This is a genomic window from Janthinobacterium sp. OK676 (assembly GCF_900103595.1).
In the GTDB taxonomy this organism is placed as follows: domain Bacteria; phylum Pseudomonadota; class Gammaproteobacteria; order Burkholderiales; family Burkholderiaceae_D; genus Janthinobacterium.
In genome coordinates this window covers 240,072-257,795 of the sequence record NZ_FNHA01000004.1, presented here as the reverse complement: position 1 = coordinate 257,795, position 17,724 = coordinate 240,072, and the positions used below count along the sequence as shown (strand labels likewise).

General features: G+C 65.4%; 17 protein-coding genes. 4 read left to right on the top strand and 13 right to left on the bottom strand.

What is annotated here, in order from left to right; all coding sequences use genetic code 11:
* The first annotated feature begins 26 nt into the window (after nucleotides 1-26).
* The gene (locus tag BLU39_RS10510; RefSeq protein ID WP_092712680.1) at nucleotides 27-1,313 is read left to right on the top strand and encodes an O-acetylhomoserine aminocarboxypropyltransferase/cysteine synthase family protein; all 1,287 of its coding nucleotides are present in this window, start codon (nucleotides 27-29) and stop codon (nucleotides 1,311-1,313) included.
* A 49-nt stretch (nucleotides 1,314-1,362) separates the two neighbouring features.
* A complete protein-coding gene (locus tag BLU39_RS10505) occupies nucleotides 1,363-2,355 on the top strand; it encodes an AraC family transcriptional regulator (protein ID WP_217635067.1) in 993 nt (330 codons plus the stop codon).
* 30 nt (nucleotides 2,356-2,385) lie between these two features.
* On the opposite strand, the gene BLU39_RS10500 is transcribed toward BLU39_RS10505, so the two are convergent.
* Nucleotides 2,386-3,189, bottom strand: coding sequence for an SDR family NAD(P)-dependent oxidoreductase (locus tag BLU39_RS10500; protein WP_092712676.1), 804 nt, complete (start codon nucleotides 3,187-3,189; stop codon nucleotides 2,386-2,388).
* 164 nt (nucleotides 3,190-3,353) lie between these two features.
* Between BLU39_RS10500 and BLU39_RS10495 the strand changes: the two genes are divergently transcribed.
* On the top strand, nucleotides 3,354-3,911 hold the full coding sequence (locus tag BLU39_RS10495; protein ID WP_092712674.1) for a TetR/AcrR family transcriptional regulator: 558 nt from the start codon (nucleotides 3,354-3,356) through the stop codon (nucleotides 3,909-3,911).
* A gap of 66 nt (nucleotides 3,912-3,977) precedes the next feature.
* Here the strand turns inward: BLU39_RS10495 and BLU39_RS10490 are convergent, their stop codons facing one another.
* The 9 genes from BLU39_RS10490 to BLU39_RS10450 form a co-directional block, all read right to left on the bottom strand.
* Nucleotides 3,978-5,018: an AAA family ATPase gene (locus BLU39_RS10490; protein ID WP_092712671.1), complete on the bottom strand. Its 1,041-nt coding sequence runs from the start codon at nucleotides 5,016-5,018 to the stop codon at nucleotides 3,978-3,980.
* Complete coding sequence (locus tag BLU39_RS10485; RefSeq protein ID WP_092712669.1) at nucleotides 5,015-6,394, bottom strand: phenylacetate--CoA ligase family protein; 1,380 nt, start codon at nucleotides 6,392-6,394, stop codon at nucleotides 5,015-5,017. Before BLU39_RS10485 ends, BLU39_RS10490 begins: the two co-directional genes overlap by 4 nt.
* The gene (locus BLU39_RS10480; RefSeq protein WP_092712667.1) at nucleotides 6,391-6,984 is read right to left on the bottom strand and encodes a hypothetical protein; all 594 of its coding nucleotides are present in this window, start codon (nucleotides 6,982-6,984) and stop codon (nucleotides 6,391-6,393) included. Before BLU39_RS10480 ends, BLU39_RS10485 begins: the two co-directional genes overlap by 4 nt.
* 87 nt (nucleotides 6,985-7,071) lie before the next feature.
* On the bottom strand, nucleotides 7,072-8,829 hold the full coding sequence (locus BLU39_RS10475; RefSeq protein WP_092712665.1) for a hypothetical protein: 1,758 nt from the start codon (nucleotides 8,827-8,829) through the stop codon (nucleotides 7,072-7,074).
* A complete protein-coding gene (locus BLU39_RS10470; RefSeq protein WP_092712663.1) occupies nucleotides 8,826-9,797 on the bottom strand; it encodes a hypothetical protein in 972 nt (323 codons plus the stop codon). Before BLU39_RS10470 ends, BLU39_RS10475 begins: the two co-directional genes overlap by 4 nt.
* 9 nt (nucleotides 9,798-9,806) lie before the next feature.
* Entirely contained in the window at nucleotides 9,807-10,274 is a 468-nt protein-coding gene (locus tag BLU39_RS10465; protein WP_092712660.1) for a hypothetical protein, read from the bottom strand.
* Nucleotides 10,271-11,851, bottom strand: coding sequence for an AAA family ATPase (locus BLU39_RS10460; protein ID WP_092712658.1), 1,581 nt, complete (start codon nucleotides 11,849-11,851; stop codon nucleotides 10,271-10,273). The genes BLU39_RS10465 and BLU39_RS10460 overlap by 4 nt, the downstream gene beginning before the upstream one ends.
* A gap of 74 nt (nucleotides 11,852-11,925) precedes the next feature.
* Entirely contained in the window at nucleotides 11,926-12,537 is a 612-nt protein-coding gene (locus tag BLU39_RS10455) for a glutathione S-transferase (protein WP_092712656.1), read from the bottom strand.
* The gene (locus BLU39_RS10450; RefSeq protein WP_092712654.1) at nucleotides 12,534-13,391 is read right to left on the bottom strand and encodes an alpha/beta fold hydrolase; all 858 of its coding nucleotides are present in this window, start codon (nucleotides 13,389-13,391) and stop codon (nucleotides 12,534-12,536) included. The genes BLU39_RS10455 and BLU39_RS10450 overlap by 4 nt, the downstream gene beginning before the upstream one ends.
* 99 nt (nucleotides 13,392-13,490) lie before the next feature.
* Here BLU39_RS10450 and BLU39_RS10445 point away from each other — a divergent pair, with 99 nt between their 5' ends.
* On the top strand, nucleotides 13,491-14,354 hold the full coding sequence (locus tag BLU39_RS10445) for a LysR family transcriptional regulator (RefSeq protein ID WP_092712652.1): 864 nt from the start codon (nucleotides 13,491-13,493) through the stop codon (nucleotides 14,352-14,354).
* Nucleotides 14,355-14,414: 60 nt separating this feature from the next.
* Here BLU39_RS10445 and BLU39_RS10440 read toward each other — a convergent pair whose 3' ends face one another.
* The 3 genes from BLU39_RS10440 to BLU39_RS10430 are packed head-to-tail and all read right to left on the bottom strand — an operon-like array spanning nucleotide 14,415 to nucleotide 17,722.
* A complete protein-coding gene (locus BLU39_RS10440) occupies nucleotides 14,415-15,563 on the bottom strand; it encodes an ABC transporter permease (protein WP_092712650.1) in 1,149 nt (382 codons plus the stop codon).
* Nucleotides 15,560-16,741: an ABC transporter permease gene (locus BLU39_RS10435; RefSeq protein WP_092712648.1), complete on the bottom strand. Its 1,182-nt coding sequence runs from the start codon at nucleotides 16,739-16,741 to the stop codon at nucleotides 15,560-15,562. Before BLU39_RS10435 ends, BLU39_RS10440 begins: the two co-directional genes overlap by 4 nt.
* A 6-nt stretch (nucleotides 16,742-16,747) precedes the next feature.
* A complete protein-coding gene (locus tag BLU39_RS10430) occupies nucleotides 16,748-17,722 on the bottom strand; it encodes an HlyD family secretion protein (protein ID WP_092712646.1) in 975 nt (324 codons plus the stop codon).
* Nucleotides 17,723-17,724 lie beyond the last annotated feature (2 nt).

Sequence of the window (17,724 nt, the reverse complement as noted above, 5' to 3'; positions counted from 1 at the left end):
CGCAGACCATTCGAACCGGAGACCACATGAGAATCGAAACCCTGGCCGTGCACGCCGGCTACACCCCTGACCCGACCACCAAGGCGGCCGCCGTCCCCATCTACCAGACGGTGGCCTACGCCTTCGACAATGCCCAGCATGGCGCCGACCTGTTTGACCTCAAGGTGGCAGGCAATATCTACACGCGCATCATGAACCCCACGCAGGACGTGCTGGAAAAGCGGGTCGCCGCGCTGGAAGGCGGCGTGGCCGCGCTGGCCGTGGCGTCGGGCATGGCGGCGATTACCTATGCGATCCAGACGATTGCCGAAGCGGGCGACAATTTCATCTCCGCCAGCCAGCTGTATGGCGGCACCTACAACCTGTTTGCCCACACCCTGCCGCAGATCGGCATCGAAGTGCGCTTCGCCGACGCGCGCCAGCCCGAGACCTTCGCCGCACTGATCGATGCGCGCACCAAGGCCATCTTCTGCGAATCGATCGGCAACCCGCTGGGCAATGTCACCGATGTGGCAAAACTGGCCGAGATCGCGCACGCGCACGGCATCCCGCTGATCGTCGATAACACGGTGCCGAGTCCCTATCTGTTCCGTCCCATCGAGCATGGCGCCGACATCGTCGTCCACTCGCTGACCAAATACCTGGGCGGCCACGGCACCACCGTGGGCGGCGCCATCGTCGACAGCGGCAAGTTCCCGTGGGCCGAGCACAAGGAGCGCTTCAAGCGCCTGAACGAACCGGACGTGTCGTATCACGGCGTCGTCTACACGGACGCGTTCGGCCCCGCCGCCTTCATCGGCCGCGCGCGCGTCGTCCCGCTACGCAACATGGGTGCGGCCATTTCGCCCCTCTCCGCCTTCCAGCTGATCCAGGGCATCGAGACCCTGGCCCTGCGCATGGACCGCATCTGCGACAACACGCTGGCCCTGGCCAAGCACCTGAAGCAGCATCCGAAAGTCGCGTGGGTCAATTACGCGGGCCTGGAAGACCACCCGGACCACGCGCTGGTGAAAAAATACATGGACGGCCGCGCCTCGGGCATCCTGTCCTTCGGACTGAAACTGGCGGCTGGCGAGGATCCGCGCGCGGCAGGCGCCCGCGTGCTCGACGCCCTGCAGCTATTCACGCGCCTGGTCAATATCGGCGACGCCAAGTCGCTGGCCACCCACCCCGCTTCCACCACGCACCGCCAGCTCAATCCCGAGGAACTGGCCAAGGCGGGCGTGTCCGAAGACATGCTGCGCCTGTCCGTCGGCATCGAGCATATCGACGACTTGCGCGAAGACCTGGAACAGGCGTTGAACGCGGCCTGAGGCCCTATTTCAAACCGTCCACAGGGGTCTTCATGCCATAATTGGCGGCATGTCTTCCCCTCCCACTCTCCCTGAAGAGCCGGCGTCCGGCCTGTTTCGCGCCGAATATGCACGGCGTATGAATGCCGTGCTCGATCATATCGACCGCCACCTCGACACTCCGCTGGACCTGGCGCAGCTGGCCGACGTCGCGCATTTTTCCCGTTTCCACTTTCACCGCGTGTTCGCCGCCTGGATGGGTGAAACGCTGGGCGACTATGCGCGCCGCCGGCGGCTGGAAACGGCCGCCTTGCGCCTGGCCTGCCGCCCCGGCGAAACGATACTCGACATCGCGCTGGCAACGGGCTTCGGGTCAGGCGAAGCGTTTGCGCGCGCCTTCAAGTTGAAATTCGGCTGCACGCCGACGGCCTGGCGTGCCGACGTTGCCGCAAAAAACGCTGCCATGCTTGCGGCCATGCGCCTGCGCCGGCAAGATAGCAATCCGGATCAGGCCATGCGCAATACCGATCAGGAAAGCCTGCCGAACTTCCAGCACCATGACGACTCCCATTCACATCATAGAGAGAGTCTTATGAAAGTTACCATCCTCGACCTGCCGCCTGCCACCGTGGCATGCCAGCGCCATATCGGCCCCTACGGCCCCGCAATCAGCACCTTCTGGCGCGACACCGTCGCACCATGGATGCAGTCGCACGGCCTGGACGACGCGATCTGCTACGGTATCGGCCATGATGATCCCGGCATCACGCCGCCGGACAAATGCCGCTACGATGCCTGCGTCGCGGTGCCAGATGGCTTCCAGTCAGGCGGCCGGGCCAGCATCACCACCCTGCCCGGCGGGCGCTATGCCGTGGCGCAGTTCAAGGGGCCGTCCAGCGCCATCGCCGAGACGTGGACGCGCATGACGCGTGAATGGCTGCCGGCCAGCGGCCTGCAGTGGGATGAGCGCCCTTGCTTCGAACGCTTTTCCGCCGCCACAGCGATAGACCCGGCCACCGGAGAATTCTCTTGCGATATCTGCATCCCCGTGCGACCGCTGTAACTTCGGCGCGCGGCGCTGGCCGCCCTCCTGTCAGCCTTTGACGCCATAGCGCGATGCCGGCGTGCCGCGCATCGCGCCCGCGAACAGGGCCAGGCGGGCCGCGTCAAAACGCTCCCACAGCTCCTGGTCTTCCACCGAAGGCAGGGTTACCAGCTCGCCCTGGTCCAGGCCCGCCAGCGCCGCATCGACGCAGTCTTCCGCGCGCATGATGGTGGCCTGGTCCAGCTGCGCCAGCGGCACGCCGCTCAATTCCCAGATTTCCGTCGCCGTCGACGCGGGCAGCACCAGCTGCACCGTGATGCCCGTGCCGGCCAGTTCCTGCTGCAAGCCCCGCGTGAAATTCATCACATAGCCCTTGGTGGCGCTGTAGATCGTGCTGACGGGCAGAATGTGGAAGGACAGCACGGAGCCGATGTTGATGATGGTGCCGCTGTTGCGCTGCTTGAACTGCGGCAGCACGGCGTACGTCAGTTGCGCCAGCGCCGCCACGTTGACCTGGTCCATCGCGGCAATGCCCTCGCGCGGCGCGTCCACCACGGCGCCCAGGGTCGAGACACCCGCGTTATTGACCAGCATGGTGATGGCCGGGTTGCCGGCCAGTTCTTCGGCTACGCGCCGCAGGTCGGCCGGTGCGGCCAGATCGGCGGCCATGGCGCGCACGGCCACGCCATATTTTGCCGCCAGCGCGGCGGCCAGGGTGCCCAGGCGCTCGACCCGGCGCGCCACGAGGATCAAATCGAAGCCGCGCGCGGCCAAGCGGTCGGCGTACACGGCGCCCAGGCCGGAAGAGGCGCCGGTGATGAGGGCCGTGCCCTGGGTAGTGACTGCATTCATGGTCATTCCTTCTTCAGTATAGGGGGGGTTGAGGCCATCAAACATGATAGCCATCATGCTTTAACGCATTAAATATGACGATCATCATGTTTAATGCGTTGAAGCATGACGAACATCATGTATGATGTCAACCATTATTTTTACATCGCGACCAGGAGCCTGCCATGCGTTATCCCGCCGAAGAAACCGCCGAAAAGCACCAGCGCATCCTGACGCAGGCGGCGCGGCTGTTCCGTGAAAAAGGCTACGACGGCGTCAGCGTGGGACAGATCATGCAGGCGACGGGACTCACGCATGGCCCCTTCTACAACCACTTCGCCTCGAAGGAAGCGCTGATGGCCGAAAGCACCCTGCACGGTTCGGAACACTCGCGCGTGGCGCTCGATGCGGCGACCATCAGCCCGGAAACGATGCGCCAGTACGTGCGCGATTACGTGAGCGCGGCCCACCGCGACGCACCGGGCGATGGCTGTCTGCTGGCCGCCCTGGCGGGCGACGCGCGCAAGCAGCCGGCCGTGCGCCCTGCCTTCACCTTCCACCTGAAAGCCATCATCGGCAAGCTGGCCACGCATTTCCCGTGGCAGAAAAAGAGCAACGCGCGCCAGGACGCCATCGTCATGCTGTCGGCCATGGTGGGCGCCGTGGCGCTGGCGCGCGCCATCGACGATGACGCGTTTTCGGACGAGATTCTGAAAGCCGTGAACACGGCTTTTACCGCGTAGGTCGGATTAGCGAAGCGTAATCCGACATCATTGTTGGCGTGCCATGTCGGATTACGCGCTCGCGCGCTAATCCGACCTACGCGCGAGCAACTGGGCGACTTGCGCGACCCTGTCTGCGACCGTGCCTGCTACATTGACATAGGCAATGCCGCGCCGCGCCAGTTCGGCCTGGTACCACGCATGCTGGCGCGCGCGGAAATCCTCGTCGCGGCGCGTGCCGTCCTGGATGAAGGGGAAGTCGGGGGCGCACAGCAGCACCAGGTCGTAGCGGTGTTCGGCCAGCTGAGCCAGTTCCTGCTCGGCCTTGCCGAACATCTCGACGCAGTAGAAATACGTGGTCATGGGCGAGGTGTCGCAAAACAGCCAGCGCCGCGCGGCCAACAGCGCATGCGCTTCGCGGCGCAGCTGCTCGCGGCCGATCTTGAGCAAATCATCATACGCCAACACGCCATCCTGGCGTTCCCACAATTCGCGGCCATACTCGGCCACCCAGGCCGTCTCGAAACGCGCCGCCAGCGCGGCCGTCAAGGTCGTCTTGCCGCTCGATTCGCCGCCGAGCACGCACACGCGCGTGACAAAGCTGGCGTAAACGACAGGTGACAAGAAGGCGCTGTGCGCATGCGGATCTTGCCTTACCCGCGTGCCCGACACGGGCACCGCCGCTCTCGCCTGATCCACGCTCACGTGGGCCACCGGCCCGCTGGCATAATGCCGTTCCAGTACCTGTGCAAAACCGGGGCCATAGTCTTCGCTGGTAAACACGGCATCGACGGGCAGTTCCAGCACCGTCCAGCACAGCCAGCCCATGAAGTGGCGATGCGCGTCGCCATCGTCGTCGTTGTGCGGCAAGGTCCGCGCAGGCACGCCGCGCGCCGCACAGAGGGCGGCCAGGCGCGCATCGTCCAGCACGACGATGCGCGCTTGCGGGAACTGCGCGCGCAGCCAACCGTCCCTGCGCGCCGGCGCGCAGCCGGGAAATTCGGGCTTGGTGTAGCTGACCACCAGCAGTTCTTCGCTGGCGACACCTGCACGCTCAATCAACAGTTCATGGCCCTGGTGCAGCGGGCAGAATTTGCCGACCACGAGGCCGCGCTTGTAAAGGTTCATGCTGCCGCTTCCTGCAAATCCGAGGTGTATTGAATGATCTTGTCTTCCGCCAGCAAAGTCTCGACCGCGATGTCGCCGAAAAATGGCGCGAGCAAGGCGCGCGCCCGGTCAGCCTGCGGCATGGCGCCCGGCGCCAGGCGCAGCGCGATGGCGCCGTCGCCGTGCTGGTGCACGCCGAACAGGGCGATGGCCAGCGGTTTCAAGGCGTGCGTGATGTCGATATTGTTGATCCATTCGCCGTTGACCGTGCGATAGCGCAAAGGGCTGCGTCCCGCCAGCCCCACCAGCACGGGACCGTGCGGGCCATGCGCCAGCGAAGCGTAATCGCCGGTGCGGTAACGCACGAGCGGCAGGCAGAAATTGAAGCCGCCCGTCACCGTGATTTCGCCGCGCGCGCCCTCGGGCACGGGCTGGCCCGCAGCATCGAGGATTTCCACGTACAGCCGGTGCTGCAGCAGCACGTGGCCGCCCGCCTGTTCATCGTAGACGGCGACGGGTCCCACTTCATTGAGCGAATAGATATCGAGCACGGGGCAGCCGAAACGCTGTTCCAGGCGCGCGCGCATGCCGGGCAAGAGCATCATCGACACGGACATCAATGCGGCCGGCTTGTGCGTCATGGGCAAGGTCAGCAACTCGGCAAACGAAATGGGGTCGCCCGCGATCAGCTCGGGCGCCATGGCATCGAGGTAGCGCGCGCGGTCTTCCGGGTCGCGCCAGTCGTCCACGTGCAGGTTGATCTTCGCCAGGCCCGATTCGTTCATCGTCGGCGTGACGGAAACATAGGTGAAGCAGCGGCGCTGGTGCCCCAGCAGCATCACGCCCACCTGTCCCGCGCCATGGCGCAGGGTCACGCCGAAGCGGCGCAGCGCGCGCTTGTGGAAAGCCAGGTAGCGCCCCGCCACCAGCGGGTGCGAAGCGATCAGCAGCGGGTGGCCCGTGGTGCCTGTCGTCTGGAAATTGATCATGCGCGCCAGGTCCGCATCGTCGGGCACGAAGGCGGCGATGTCGTGGGCCAGCTCGGCGCGGCTGACGGGTGCCACGTCCGCAAGGCGCGCGGGCGGCGAGCCGCAGGCGCGGTAATGCGGCACCGTGGCGTAGGCCGTCTTGAGAAAATCCGCCAGCCAGGACGGCGGCGCATCGGCATTCCAAGCGGCTACCGCGTCCATGACTTCCTGCTCGTAGGCGCGCAACGCTTCCACTTCCCCGGCCAGCAGCTTGTTGCCGCTGCGGTTGCGGTAGACGGGGGCGCAAGGATGGCTGCGCAAGTGCGCCAGCATGCGCGCGCCCGCCGGCGTCAGGGTGGGACAGTAGTCGCGATCCGATGCCCAGGCGCCGCCAGGCAGGTTGACGTCAGGTTTGCCAGCGAGCGTCATTCGCGCGACCACTTGTCGGCCGATTCCTCGGCCGCCTTTTTCGCCAGCGCTTCGCGGATTTCGCGCGCGCGCTGCTCGGCCAGCCGGCTCGCGTCGAGCAGGCGGCGGCGCTCCGTGCCGCTGATGGCGGACAATCGGTCCGTGGCCTGCGCCACGCTTTCGTCACGCGGTCGAAAGCCGAGGCGCGCCAGCACGATGCGCGCCAGTTCCTCGCGCCGCTCGGGGTCTTGCGTAAACTGGTGGGCCGGCGTGGCAGCGGCCAGTTCGCGCGCCGCCTCGCCCAGCACCTGCAGCAAGGCTGGCTGCGGCAACTGCTGCGCGGTGAACCAGTCGTCGGCAAGCAGCCAGCACACGATCATGGCCAGCGCCAGCCGGTTGCGGTCCGCCTTCACCTGCGCGCCGACAAAACCCTGCAGCGACGCGGCCGGCGCGCGCGCGCCATGCAGCAGCAAAATGTCGTTGACCAGCGCGGCCACGGCCACGGCCTGCGCATTGGCGACCCCGGCGATGCGGGGCTCGGCGAGGAATTCGACGGGCGTGTCGGCCAGGCGGTGGGTCAGGATTTCGAGCAGTGGGCCAGGAGTATTCATCGTTTTACTTTGAAATTCCAACCCCAAAATACAAGTGCCGGGGTCGGACCCTGAGGGTCCGACCCCAGGTTTAGACTTTGGGGTAATTTAAACATAATGCCTGCGGCTGAACGCCCGCGCAAAGTCCAGCAAGTCCTCGTAGCGCTCGACGGCGTGGATGTCCCAGCCCTGCTCGCGGCGCGCGCGCTTCAAGTCGTCATAGGTTTTCTGCAGCCATTTGTGGCTGGCCGCGCCCTCCCAGTCGCGCTCCAGGTTCAGGGCCATGGTGCCGCCCGCGCCGCCCTGGGCCAGCGCTTTCGCCGAGATATCCCAGCCGCTGTTGCCCAGCTCATCCTTGTCGAACATGGTAGTGATGCCGTCGTCGGAAATCATCAAAATGTGCGCGGGCCGCTCGCGCTTTGCCGCATAGGTCTGGCGCAGGCGGTGGATGGGGAAGCAGGTGCCGCCGCCGAAAAATTCCGTCAGCACGCCCAGGATCATGTCTTCATCGCGCACGAAACCCGGCGTTTGCATCACTTCGTTCTTGCCGCTCCACAGGGTCACCTGTACTTTCGCGCCGGCGCGCAAGGCCGATAGCGCGATGACGGCGCCAGCCAGGGTCAAAAACGAGGTGTGCGCCTGCGGGTTCGGCATGGAGCCGGAACTGTCCACGTACATGTCGAGGTCGACGGGCACGGCATCGATGGCGCGCGCCGGTTCGCGGCCATACACGCGGCGCACGGTGGTCACGCCCGGCACGGGGCGCGGCGACTGCATCACCGATTGCAGCCAGTCGATGTCTTCCAGCGGGTCGCCGATTTCCCACGGTTCCAGCCCTTCCATCTGCGGCTCCTGCGACTCGGGCGCGGGGCGGCTGGGGAAGGCCACCAGGTGCGGCAAGGCCCGTTCGCGGTAATAGCGGATGGCGATTTCATGGTCGCTCAGGTCCACGCCCGACGCCTTTAGAATGTCGCCCAGTTCGAACGGTTCGCGCAGCTGGCCGCCGCCCTGCCTGGCCGCCGGCTCTGCAGGCGCTTCGTCCCCGTCGAGGCCCGAGATGCGTTTGTCGTGCACGGGATGGATGGCGCCGTCCTCCTCGTCATCCTCGATCTGCTGCGCGCCATACGTCTGGCAGCCGCGCGCCGCGTCGCGCGTATCGAGCAGATAGCGACTGGGGCTCAGAGCGTCCGTGTCTTCCACCAGGTAAGGCAGCAGCAAGGTGGCGAAGCGGCCCGCCGCCAGCATCCAGTCGTTCGCGTAGACGCGTATCAGGCGCGCGCCGAGCCAGGCGTCCGTGTCCAGCCGCTCGTCAGCGTGGCCGCCACCGAGCTCTCCCTTTTCCAGCTGCCACAGGTTTTCATAGATGCGCATGTACAGGGTCCATACGCCGCCGTTGGCCTTGGCTTCCACAGAGCGTCCCTGCTCCAGCTTGCGGTAGATATCGGCCATGCGCAGGTTCGCCTGGCGCTGCAGGCGGTCGTTGATGAACAGGTCCGTGTACAGATTGGCCACCATGGGCGCGTGCTGTTCCAGGGTCGGCAAGGCGCGGCGCATGCGCGCCAGCAGGCGGAACTGGTCACTGGCGCTGCCCGGCGCGAGGATGTGGTGGCCGATTTCATGGGCGAGCACTTCCAGCGCATAGTCGTCCAGGCCCAGCTCCGTCACCAGCGGCAAGTCCACCACGACGCTCTGGTCCAGCAGCCGTATCATGGCGAAACTGCCGGACAAGCCTTGCTTGCTGGCCTCGACGCGACTGGCGCACAGGCTCGGATCGCGCAAGCGCGTGAATTTGCTCCACACGGCCAGGGCTTCGGGCCAGGCGGCGCGCCAGGCGTCGATCAGCGCGGTGTCGGCGGTCGTCTTCATGCGAGCGGCAGCAGGCGGATCGCGTGCGTCCACGGCGACGTAATGGCCAAGGTATGCGCATTCGCGGCGATGGCGATGTCGCCGGCCGGCAGGTCGAGCGCGATGCTGCGCGCGCCGACGTGCACGGTGGCCCCGTCGAGGCGCACGGACGATGGCATGCCGGTAGTGGCCTGCTCATACTCCTGCGCCGTGGCGCTGTGCAGCACGGCGCCATAGGCGTCGGCCACCAGCAGGTAATGGCGCTCGGCGCTGCGCACGATAAAACCGTCGTTTGTTGCGCGCACTTGCGGCGGCGTGCCGAAATCGCCACCGAGGCCGCTGAAGCTGCCGAACTCCCTGCCCTCGGCATTGCCGCGCCACGGATAGTCCAGCAGCTGTGCATGCACCTGCGGCCATTGCGCACCCGGCTCGTCAAACGCGGCCAGCGCCAGCGCCGGTGGCAAGGTGTCGGCGGCAGCCAGCGCGCCCTGGCGGAAATGCGCGACGCCGGCGCGCCAGGCCAGCACCTGGCCCACGGCGCGCAGCTGCGCGACGCTGCCCACTTGCGGCGCCACGGCAGCCATCCCGGCTTGCCACTGCGCGGGCCGCGCGCCCGCCACGGAGGCGATGTGGATGGCGGCGTTGCTGAGCATGCCCAATACATCCACGGGCGCCGTCGCCAGCAGCGGCGCAAACAGCGGCGCCAGTTCGCGCCACACGGTATTCAAGAACGGATTTTTCGCGGCAGGACCGGCCAGGCCGTGACCCACCAGTTCCAGGGCCATGTCGTAGGCGGCCAGGGTGACGCCGCCCACGCGCTCGGGCGCGGCGGCGGCCACGGCCAGCACCAGCGGATCGACGCCGTCGTGCAGGAAGGCGCCGAAGGCGGCCATGTCGAGCGCGGGAAAGCGCCGGCGCGCTTCCGCCGCACGGCCGTTGAACTGGGCGCGGCCGCTGGCAAGTACCGAGGCAAAAGCAGGAGAAATCATCGCGGCCCGTCAGTCGCTGTGCGAAAAGTGCAACAGATAGCGTTCGCCATCGCGCTCGAACGCGATCTCGTCCCAGTGGATCGCGTACCACATTGGCGGCGTCATCGTCACGGCGTGCGGGGAAAATCCACCGAACGCGTCATCGAGCGACTCGAGGAAGGCGGCCACCAGCTGCGCGCGGAAACGCCCCAATGGCGCCGCCTGCATGTGCCGCGACGAGAAAAACCAGCGCTGGCATACCTGCTCCAGCTGCGTTCTCCCGCACGGCGCCACCTTGATGTGCCACAGGTCGGCCGGCAAGTCGCGCGCGGGGGCGATGACGTGCAAGGCATGGTCTTCCACGCGCAAGCCCAGCGCCGTGGCGAGATCGGGCGCATCGGGCAGGCGCTGCAATTCGTAGCTGGCGCACAGGTCGCCCGCTTCGCCATTGAGCAGGGCCAGCGCTTCCAGGAAGCCTTGGCAACGCAGGACGCTCATTGCGAACGCAGCCAGCTGCGGTAGTTGGTATAGCGCTGGTGCAGGTACTTGAGCTTCAACAGATCGTCGTACAGGGGACCGTACAGTTTTCTCCCCTTCGTGCGTTCGCCGATCAGCTTTTCGATGCGGTTCAGACGCGCCAGCGTTTCGCGTTCGCTGACGCCGTCGAGGCCCAGGTCGAATTCGGCCGACAGTACGCCCACGGGATCGTCGCGGTCCAGGTCCAGGCGGTTGAATTCATCGTTCGACAGATCGAACAAACGGCGCAGCCAGCCCAGCCTGTCGCTGCGGTAGGCGGCGTTTTCCGGCAGCGCGAAAAATGGCGCATCCGGGTCCGGCTGCAGCTTGTTATGCAACACAAACGGCAGCACCTGGCGCAAGTCTTCCAGCGCCACTTCGCCATTGCCGCGGAAGTAAGCCATGGCCTTGGCGTAGATCATGAGCGCCATCAGGGTGCGCACGGAGATGCCGTTCAGGGTCTGGCAGCCCAGATCCTTCAGGCGGTCGCGCCCATTGTCGGCCGCCTGCGCCTGCCCCCGGTCAGCGCCGGCCAGGCGGGCCGTATCCTTGGTCATGTATTCGAACTGGCCGCCGGCCGTCTCGAACAGCTCGAACTGGCTGGCAAAGAACTCCAGGCGGCGCCGCACGGCGTCGGGGATGCCCACCTGGCGGATCGCTTCGCCGATCTGGTCCACCTCGCTTTCCGTGAAGATGATATCGGGCGGCACCAGCTCTTCGGGGCGCACGTTTTCTTCCACGCGCAGCAGCAGTTCGTTCAGGAAGCGCGGGTTGAAGGCCAGCGCCTGCACCGTCACGTCGACCCGGTCGCGCAGCGCCTCGATCACCTGGTAGGTGCCGCCTCCCTGGTCGTCGTTGGCCGTCAGATACCAGGCCGCTTCCGGGCATTCGTAAATGTGGTTCAGCACTTCCGCGTAATTGTCGCCCATGACGGTGAGCAGCGCGCTCTGCGTGCGCGTGGGGATGCGGTTGTATTCATCGACGATTTTTACGCGCATGCCCAGCCAGGCGCGCCAGGCGATGCGGATATCGTCCATGCTTTGCGCGTTGACCAGGTCGGCCGGCAGCGGGTTGCCGAGCAAATCGGCCACCGTCATCTGCGGGTGGCCATGCTGCATGGCGCGTTTGACTTCCTTGACGGTGGAGCCGGCCAGCACGCCCATCAGCAAGGCGCTGGCCGTCTTGCCCCGTCCCGGCCCGCCAACGAACAGGCATTTGCGGCGCGTGGCGAACGTCAGCAGCGGCAGCAGGATAAAACTGGAATAGCTTTGCGCCGACGGCAGATTCAGGGTGCGTCGGCTGTCGCCCACGGAATACGTCTGCGACGGGCCGTCGTTGTACTCGATATCGTAATGGGGGCTGATGATGGCGTGATTGACGATCCAGAAATACGCCTGGCGCAGCTTTTCATCGAAGGGCCGCGCCTGCGTCTCGCCTTCCGCTCCCAGCGCGATGGGGCCCTGATACAGATCCGCCACGTCGAACTGCCGCGCGACGGGCGCCGCCTTGGGCTTGGTGGGGGCCTGGGACAGGCGCTGGAACAGATTAAAAGACGGCATGGCAATATTCTTCCGTTAAGGAAATGAAATTATTGCACAAGCCGCCTGCAAGTACCGGTTCGGATGAAAGCGGATCAGCCGGCCATCGGCGTAGCCAGAAACACCGGCTGCCGCTCGGCCAGCGCCGTCAGCGCGGCCACGGCCGGATAGTCGCCGGCCGCCATCACGTCGGGCACCATCTGCCGAGCGAAACTCCAGGCCACCGCAATGGTGATGCCGGCAATACTCAGGCAGTCCGGCGCCTCTTCGCGCAGTGACGCTTCCAGCTGCCGCCAGGCCCCATGCAACTGCAGCTGGACGCGGTCCAGCCAGGGCTGATGCTGCTTTTCCTGCGGGCGCAAGCGCCGCTCATAGACGATCTGCACGGCTTTGTCGCAAGCAGCCAAAGCATAGCTGGTCTGGCACAGCGCGCGCAGGCGTGCAGGCTCCGGATCAGGCTCCGGCCTGATCCGGGGAGCATGCGCGGCCAGTTCTTCCAGATATGCGAGGATCAGGGTCGAGTCCATCAGCACCTGGCCGTCGCCGGTAACCAGGGTCGGCACTTTGACGGCAGGATTGATGGCTTGTACCTGGTCGAAATCGGAAAACACCGACAAGGGCCGGTGTTCATGGTCCAGACCCAGCACTTTCATGCCGATGGCAACGCGCCTGACGTAAGGCGAATCGAGCATTCCGATCAATATCATGGTCCCCTCCTCTCCAGTTGATGAATAAACGCGATCACTTGTGCCGCGACGGCCGCTGGCGCATCTTCCATCAGGAAGTGCCCGGCCTCGTCAAACAGGTGCAAGGTGGCGCCGGGAATATCGCGCTGCAGGCGATGGCCATAAGCCACCGGCTGCCACTCGTCCTGCCGGCCCCATAATACCTGTACCGGCACGGTCAACTGCGGCAGTTTTTCGGCAAAGTCCATCGTATGGCGGGCGTTATAGTGCGCCACCTGGTGCTGGTAGAACGAGGGCTGCCCCACCACGCCGCACAGCGGCTCCAGGTAAGACCGCAAAAGCTCGCCCTGCATCCTGTCCTTGTGAAAAACGGCCATGCCCAGCTGGCGCGCCATCGTGGCGCGATGCTCGCTGGCCGGCGTCAAAGCATACCGGGCGAAGTCATCGCGCAGATGCTTCCAGGTAGGCGATGGCCAGGAATCGTAGCTGGGCGCGTCGGCGATGCTCAAGCTGCGCAGGCGCGCCGCGTGGTCGAACGCCAGCCGCAGCGCAATGGCGCCGCCGATATCGTGGCCGAACAAGTGGGTGGCCGGCAGTTGCCAGTGCTCGAGCAAGGCCGCCAGCAAGGTCACCTGCGCCGCTACCGAGGTATCGGCCTCGACGGGTCGCTCGGATCGCCCAAAGCCAAGCAAGTCATACAGGTGCACGTGGAAGCCGGCATCGACGAACAGCGGCACCAGTTCGCGCCAGATAATGCTGTGCGCCGGCGTGCCATGCACCAGCACCAGCGGCGTACCTGCGCCATGGATGCCGGTGGCGATACGCTGGCCGTGGATCAGGGCGTGGCCATTCAACAGCGGTTCTTGACTCGTCATCAGATGTCCTTTTGTTTGCAGAACCTGCAGGCTAAGGCTAGACTCAACATGACGTCAGCGACATTCTTTTAATCTTCAATCCAATTCTTGTCATAACCCATGAATGTACGCCTATCCATCGACGCCCTGCGTGTATTCAGGGCCGTGGTACAAACCGGCAGCATGAGCCAGGCAGCCAGCCTGCTCCATCTGAGCCAGTCGGCCGTCAGCTGGAAAATCAAGCGGCTGGAGCAGCAGCTCGATTGCCAGCTGCTGGCGCGCAGCGGCGGGCTGTTTGGCACGACCGACCAGGGAGCCGTGCTGCTGCGGCATGCGTTCAACATACTCGACGCCCACGATGACGCCGTCGCCCATTTTTCGCCATCGGCGATGCAAGGCCGGATGCGCATCGGCGTGACGGAGCAGATTTCATTGGCCGACGTGTGCGCGGTGCTGTCGCAGTTTTCGCATCACCACCCCAAGGTGGACGTGCAGCTGGTGGTGGAGCAAAGCCAGGTATTGCGCGAACGCTTTGCCGACGGCGTGCTCGATGTGATTTTGCACCAGGATTTTGCCGGCAAGGCGGCACCGGGCGACACGCTGTTATGGACAGAATCGCTGCATTGGTGCGCTGCCACGGCAGAGCAGGCTTTGCCGGGAGAGACCGTCAAGCTGATCACCTACGGGCCGCACTGCTTTTACCGCCGGCTGGCCGAGGAAAAGCTGGGCCAGGCCGGCATGGCCTGGAGCGCGGGCCTGGAATGTCCATCGGTGGCGGGCATGCTGACCGCCGTTGCCGCCGGCCTGGGCATGGCGGTGGTCAATGCACGCAACTTGGGCCAGGGCGTGCACCGGCACGCGGCACTGGAACGGCTTGCACCGCTGCCCCGCGTCGACAGCCTGCTGCGGGCCAATGACAACCTGCCCGACCCCGTGCGTGACGGTTTTTGCCAGCTGCTGCTGGCGGCATTGCGGAAAGCGTGATGGCTCCCGTCGCTAACGATACGGGCAGCTGGGGCTCCAGCTCTTTCCCTGGTTTCATGCTCATCCTTGCTGGATGACGGACGCTGGCGCCTCGGCGCGCCAGCGCCACCAGCCCAGCGCCACGCAAGCCAGCAGCAGGGCCAGCAAGCCCGCCACTTCATGGCGGATTTCATACAGCGAGGCACCCATCTGGTTGAGAGCGACAAAGCCCTGGATGCCGGCCGTCGATGGCAGCAGCCAGCGCAGCCATTGCAGCACGATGGGCATGGACGACACGGGCCAGGTCAGGCCAGCCAGGAACAGCACGGGCATCGAGGTGGCGATCATCAGTTGCGTGCCCCGTTCGCGCGTGCGGAACAGCATGCCCAGCAGCATGCCGAAGGCCGCTTCCGCCAAGGAAAACAGCACCAGCAGCAAGAGCATGCCGCCAAAATTGCCGCCACGCGGGTAGTCCTGGAACCAGAAGACGAAGCCGAAGAAATAGCAGCAGTTGAGGAAAGCCACGCAGGCAAACGCCAGCAGCATGCCAAGATAGCCGCCCGCCGTGCGCTGGCCCGCCAGCGGGAAGTTTTTACGCTGGTACCAGGTGCCGAACAGCATGGTCATGCCGATCAGCAAAGTCTGCTGCACGATCAAGGTGGCCACGCCAGGCACGACATACGCGCCATAACCTTCCTTGACGTTAAACAGGGGCACGGCGTCGAAAGCGATGGGCGAGCGCTGCTCGTTGGCCTGGATGCCCGATGGCGTGCCCGCGCCCAGACGTTTCAATTCGATACCGGCCGACACCGTGCCCACCACTTCGGCCAGGCCATTCAGGGCCACCTTGTTGAGCATCAGATACAAGCCATTGCCGGCCACCTGCGCGTGGGCGGCGCGGCCGGCCAGCACGTCCGTCTGCAAGCCGTCGGGAATGATCAGCACGCCCATGACCTCGTCGCGCCACAATAGATCTTGTGCGACGGGCAGGTCCGGCGTGACGGCGATCACTTGCAGCGACGGGTGGGCCATGGCAAAGCGCGTCAGCTGGCGCGACATGGCGCTGCGGTCCTGGTCGACGACGGCCACGGGCACGCGCTGGACGATTTCCGTCGAGTACGGCAGCGGATAAAAGAAGGAATAGATGATGCCGCCGATGAACAGCAAGGTCAGTGCGCCCTTGTCCGTCAGCATGGCGCGCCAGGTGGCGAGAAAGGCCGGCCACATCATGCGCGCCCCCAGGCGGCAGGCGCATTCGCGCGGCGCGCCAGCAGGAACACGCCCACGGCGCCGCAGCCGATGGCGATACCGGCCAGTATCAGCATTTCCTGCACGCCATAGCGCCACGGCGCGCCGGCCAGCCAGTACTTCGTTTGCAGCTGCAGATAATGCGTGAGCGGCAAGGCTTCCGCCCAGGCGCGGGCCGGCGCCGGCATGGCCATCAAGGGAAAAGCCTGGCCCGCAAATGCGAAGGCCGGCGCCGTGATGAAGGCCGCGCCCGACAGGGCCAGACGCAGGGACAAGGTGGCGCCGATCAGCAAGGTGGCCAGGCCGCAATAGGCGAGCACCAGCAGCAGCATGCTCAGTAGTAACGCCGGCAAGCTGCCCGCCACGGCCCAGTCCCGCGCCAGGCTGAAGAACAGCAAGTACAGCAGCGCCAGCGCGCAGTAGGCGATGAGGGGAAACAGCAGCTTGGCGCCGATGGCGCGCAGCCAGCTGCCACGGGCCATAGCCAGCCATTGCGGCACCGTGCCGTCGCGCAACTCGCGGCCTATGCTCGTGACGACGGCGACGACGATGAAAATCTGCAGCATGGCCGGCATCAGTGCCAGGGTCAGGAACGCTTCATAGCTGATGTTCTCGTTGTATAAACTGTTCAAGGTCGTGCGTATCGGTTCGAACTGGGCGGCAGCCTGCACGCCCGACACGCCTTTTTTTGCGCGCGCCGTCATCTCGATGCCGGCCGACAAGGTCGTGCTGACCGTGCGCACGTCGCGCAGCAAGGCGCCCGCGTGCGAGGAAAATTGCGCGTTGTACAGCCATTGCACGGTGGCTTGGCGGCCACCCAGCAGTTTCTGTTCGAAATCGTCGGGGATCAGCAGATAGCCGAACGCCGTGCGTTCGCGCAGCCGGTGCAGCGCTTCGTCGCTGGACGCCACTTTCGCCGCCACCTGGACACCGGGCGAAGCGTCGAGCCAGCGCGTGAGCTGGCGCGACAAGGTGGAGTTATCGTTGTCGATGACGACGATGGGCAAGTCGCGCGCGATGCCGGCGGAAAACACCAGCCACAGCATGCCGCACAGCACGACCGGAATCCAGCTGAGCATGCCAAAGTCCCAGAAGTCGCCACGCAAACGCCGCCACTCGCGTGCCAGCGCCGAAACCGGCTCTTTATCCGCTTCGTTCATCGAGTATCAGAGCGCTGGAAACACGACCGACATGCCCGGGCGCAAGCCCTCGACCTTGATGGCGGGACGCAGGCGGATTTCAAACGTGCGCAAGTCCGTGCCGCCCGGACGTGCCGCGCGCCACGTGGCAAAGTCCGGCAGCACGGCCACGGAGCTGACCTTGAAGCTCAGCTGCTGTTTCAGCGCCGGCACATTGGCCGTATGCGTGCTGCCCATGGCAAACGCGGCCATTTCATCTTCGCGCACTTGCAGCACGGCCCAGGCGTCGTCGAGGTTCACGAGGGTAATCACGGGGAAACCTTGCGGCGCCAGTTCACCGGGCTGTATCTGGATCTTGCTGACCTGGCCCGCCACAGGCGCAGCGATCTTCGTTTCGGCCAGGGCGATCTGCGCTTCCGTCAGCACGGCGCCCACCTGGCGCGCCTGGGCGGCGGCGGCCGTCTTGTCTTCGGGACGGGCGCCCTTTTGCGCCATGTCGTATTGCGCGCGGGCAGCCTGCGCCAGCTGGTCGGCGGCGCGCCATTGCGCTTGCGCCTCGTCGCGTTTCTGCTGGGCGATCACGCCTTGTTCGTACATATTGTTGACGCGGGTGTACGTCGTCTTGGCGATGGTCGCCCCCGTCTGGGCCCGCTCCCAGTTGGCTTTCGCTGCCGCGACTTCTTCCGGACGCGCACCGGCCTGCGCCTTTTGCGCCACGGCCTCGGCCGCCTGGGTGGCGGCCGTCGCCTGGGCGATCTTCGCATCCACTTCCGGGCTCGTCAGCTGGAACAATATCTGGCCTTTCGGCACGGTCTGGCCCAGCTTGACGTACAGCTCGCCCACCCGGCCCGGCACTTTCGACGAGACATTGACTTCCTGCGCATCCATCTGCCCCTGCAAAGGCAGGCGCTGCGGCTGGAAGGCCTGGTACAAGCCCCAGCCGACGAAGGCAAGCACGATGACGGCGGCGACTATGGCCAATGGTTTTTTAGAGGTACTCATTA

Excerpts from the sequence above, each read along its gene's own strand:
- BLU39_RS10510 (WP_092712680.1), top strand. The coding sequence starts at position 27 with ATGAGAATCGAAACCCTGGCCGTGCACGCCGGCTACACCCCTGACCCG.
- BLU39_RS10505 (WP_217635067.1), top strand. The coding sequence starts at position 1,363 with ATGTCTTCCCCTCCCACTCTCCCTGAAGAGCCGGCGTCCGGCCTGTTT.
- BLU39_RS10500 (WP_092712676.1), bottom strand. The coding sequence starts at position 3,189 with ATGAATGCAGTCACTACCCAGGGCACGGCCCTCATCACCGGCGCCTCT.
- BLU39_RS10495 (WP_092712674.1), top strand. The coding sequence starts at position 3,354 with ATGCGTTATCCCGCCGAAGAAACCGCCGAAAAGCACCAGCGCATCCTG.
- BLU39_RS10490 (WP_092712671.1), bottom strand. The coding sequence starts at position 5,018 with ATGAACCTTTACAAGCGCGGCCTCGTGGTCGGCAAATTCTGCCCGCTG.
- BLU39_RS10485 (WP_092712669.1), bottom strand. The coding sequence starts at position 6,394 with ATGACGCTCGCTGGCAAACCTGACGTCAACCTGCCTGGCGGCGCCTGG.
- BLU39_RS10480 (WP_092712667.1), bottom strand. The coding sequence starts at position 6,984 with ATGAATACTCCTGGCCCACTGCTCGAAATCCTGACCCACCGCCTGGCC.
- BLU39_RS10475 (WP_092712665.1), bottom strand. The coding sequence starts at position 8,829 with ATGAAGACGACCGCCGACACCGCGCTGATCGACGCCTGGCGCGCCGCC.
- BLU39_RS10470 (WP_092712663.1), bottom strand. The coding sequence starts at position 9,797 with ATGATTTCTCCTGCTTTTGCCTCGGTACTTGCCAGCGGCCGCGCCCAG.
- BLU39_RS10465 (WP_092712660.1), bottom strand. The coding sequence starts at position 10,274 with ATGAGCGTCCTGCGTTGCCAAGGCTTCCTGGAAGCGCTGGCCCTGCTC.
- BLU39_RS10460 (WP_092712658.1), bottom strand. The coding sequence starts at position 11,851 with ATGCCGTCTTTTAATCTGTTCCAGCGCCTGTCCCAGGCCCCCACCAAG.
- BLU39_RS10455 (WP_092712656.1), bottom strand. The coding sequence starts at position 12,537 with ATGATATTGATCGGAATGCTCGATTCGCCTTACGTCAGGCGCGTTGCC.
- BLU39_RS10450 (WP_092712654.1), bottom strand. The coding sequence starts at position 13,391 with ATGACGAGTCAAGAACCGCTGTTGAATGGCCACGCCCTGATCCACGGC.
- BLU39_RS10445 (WP_092712652.1), top strand. The coding sequence starts at position 13,491 with ATGAATGTACGCCTATCCATCGACGCCCTGCGTGTATTCAGGGCCGTG.
- BLU39_RS10440 (WP_092712650.1), bottom strand. The coding sequence starts at position 15,563 with ATGATGTGGCCGGCCTTTCTCGCCACCTGGCGCGCCATGCTGACGGAC.
- BLU39_RS10435 (WP_092712648.1), bottom strand. The coding sequence starts at position 16,741 with ATGAACGAAGCGGATAAAGAGCCGGTTTCGGCGCTGGCACGCGAGTGG.
- BLU39_RS10430 (WP_092712646.1), bottom strand. The coding sequence starts at position 17,722 with ATGAGTACCTCTAAAAAACCATTGGCCATAGTCGCCGCCGTCATCGTG.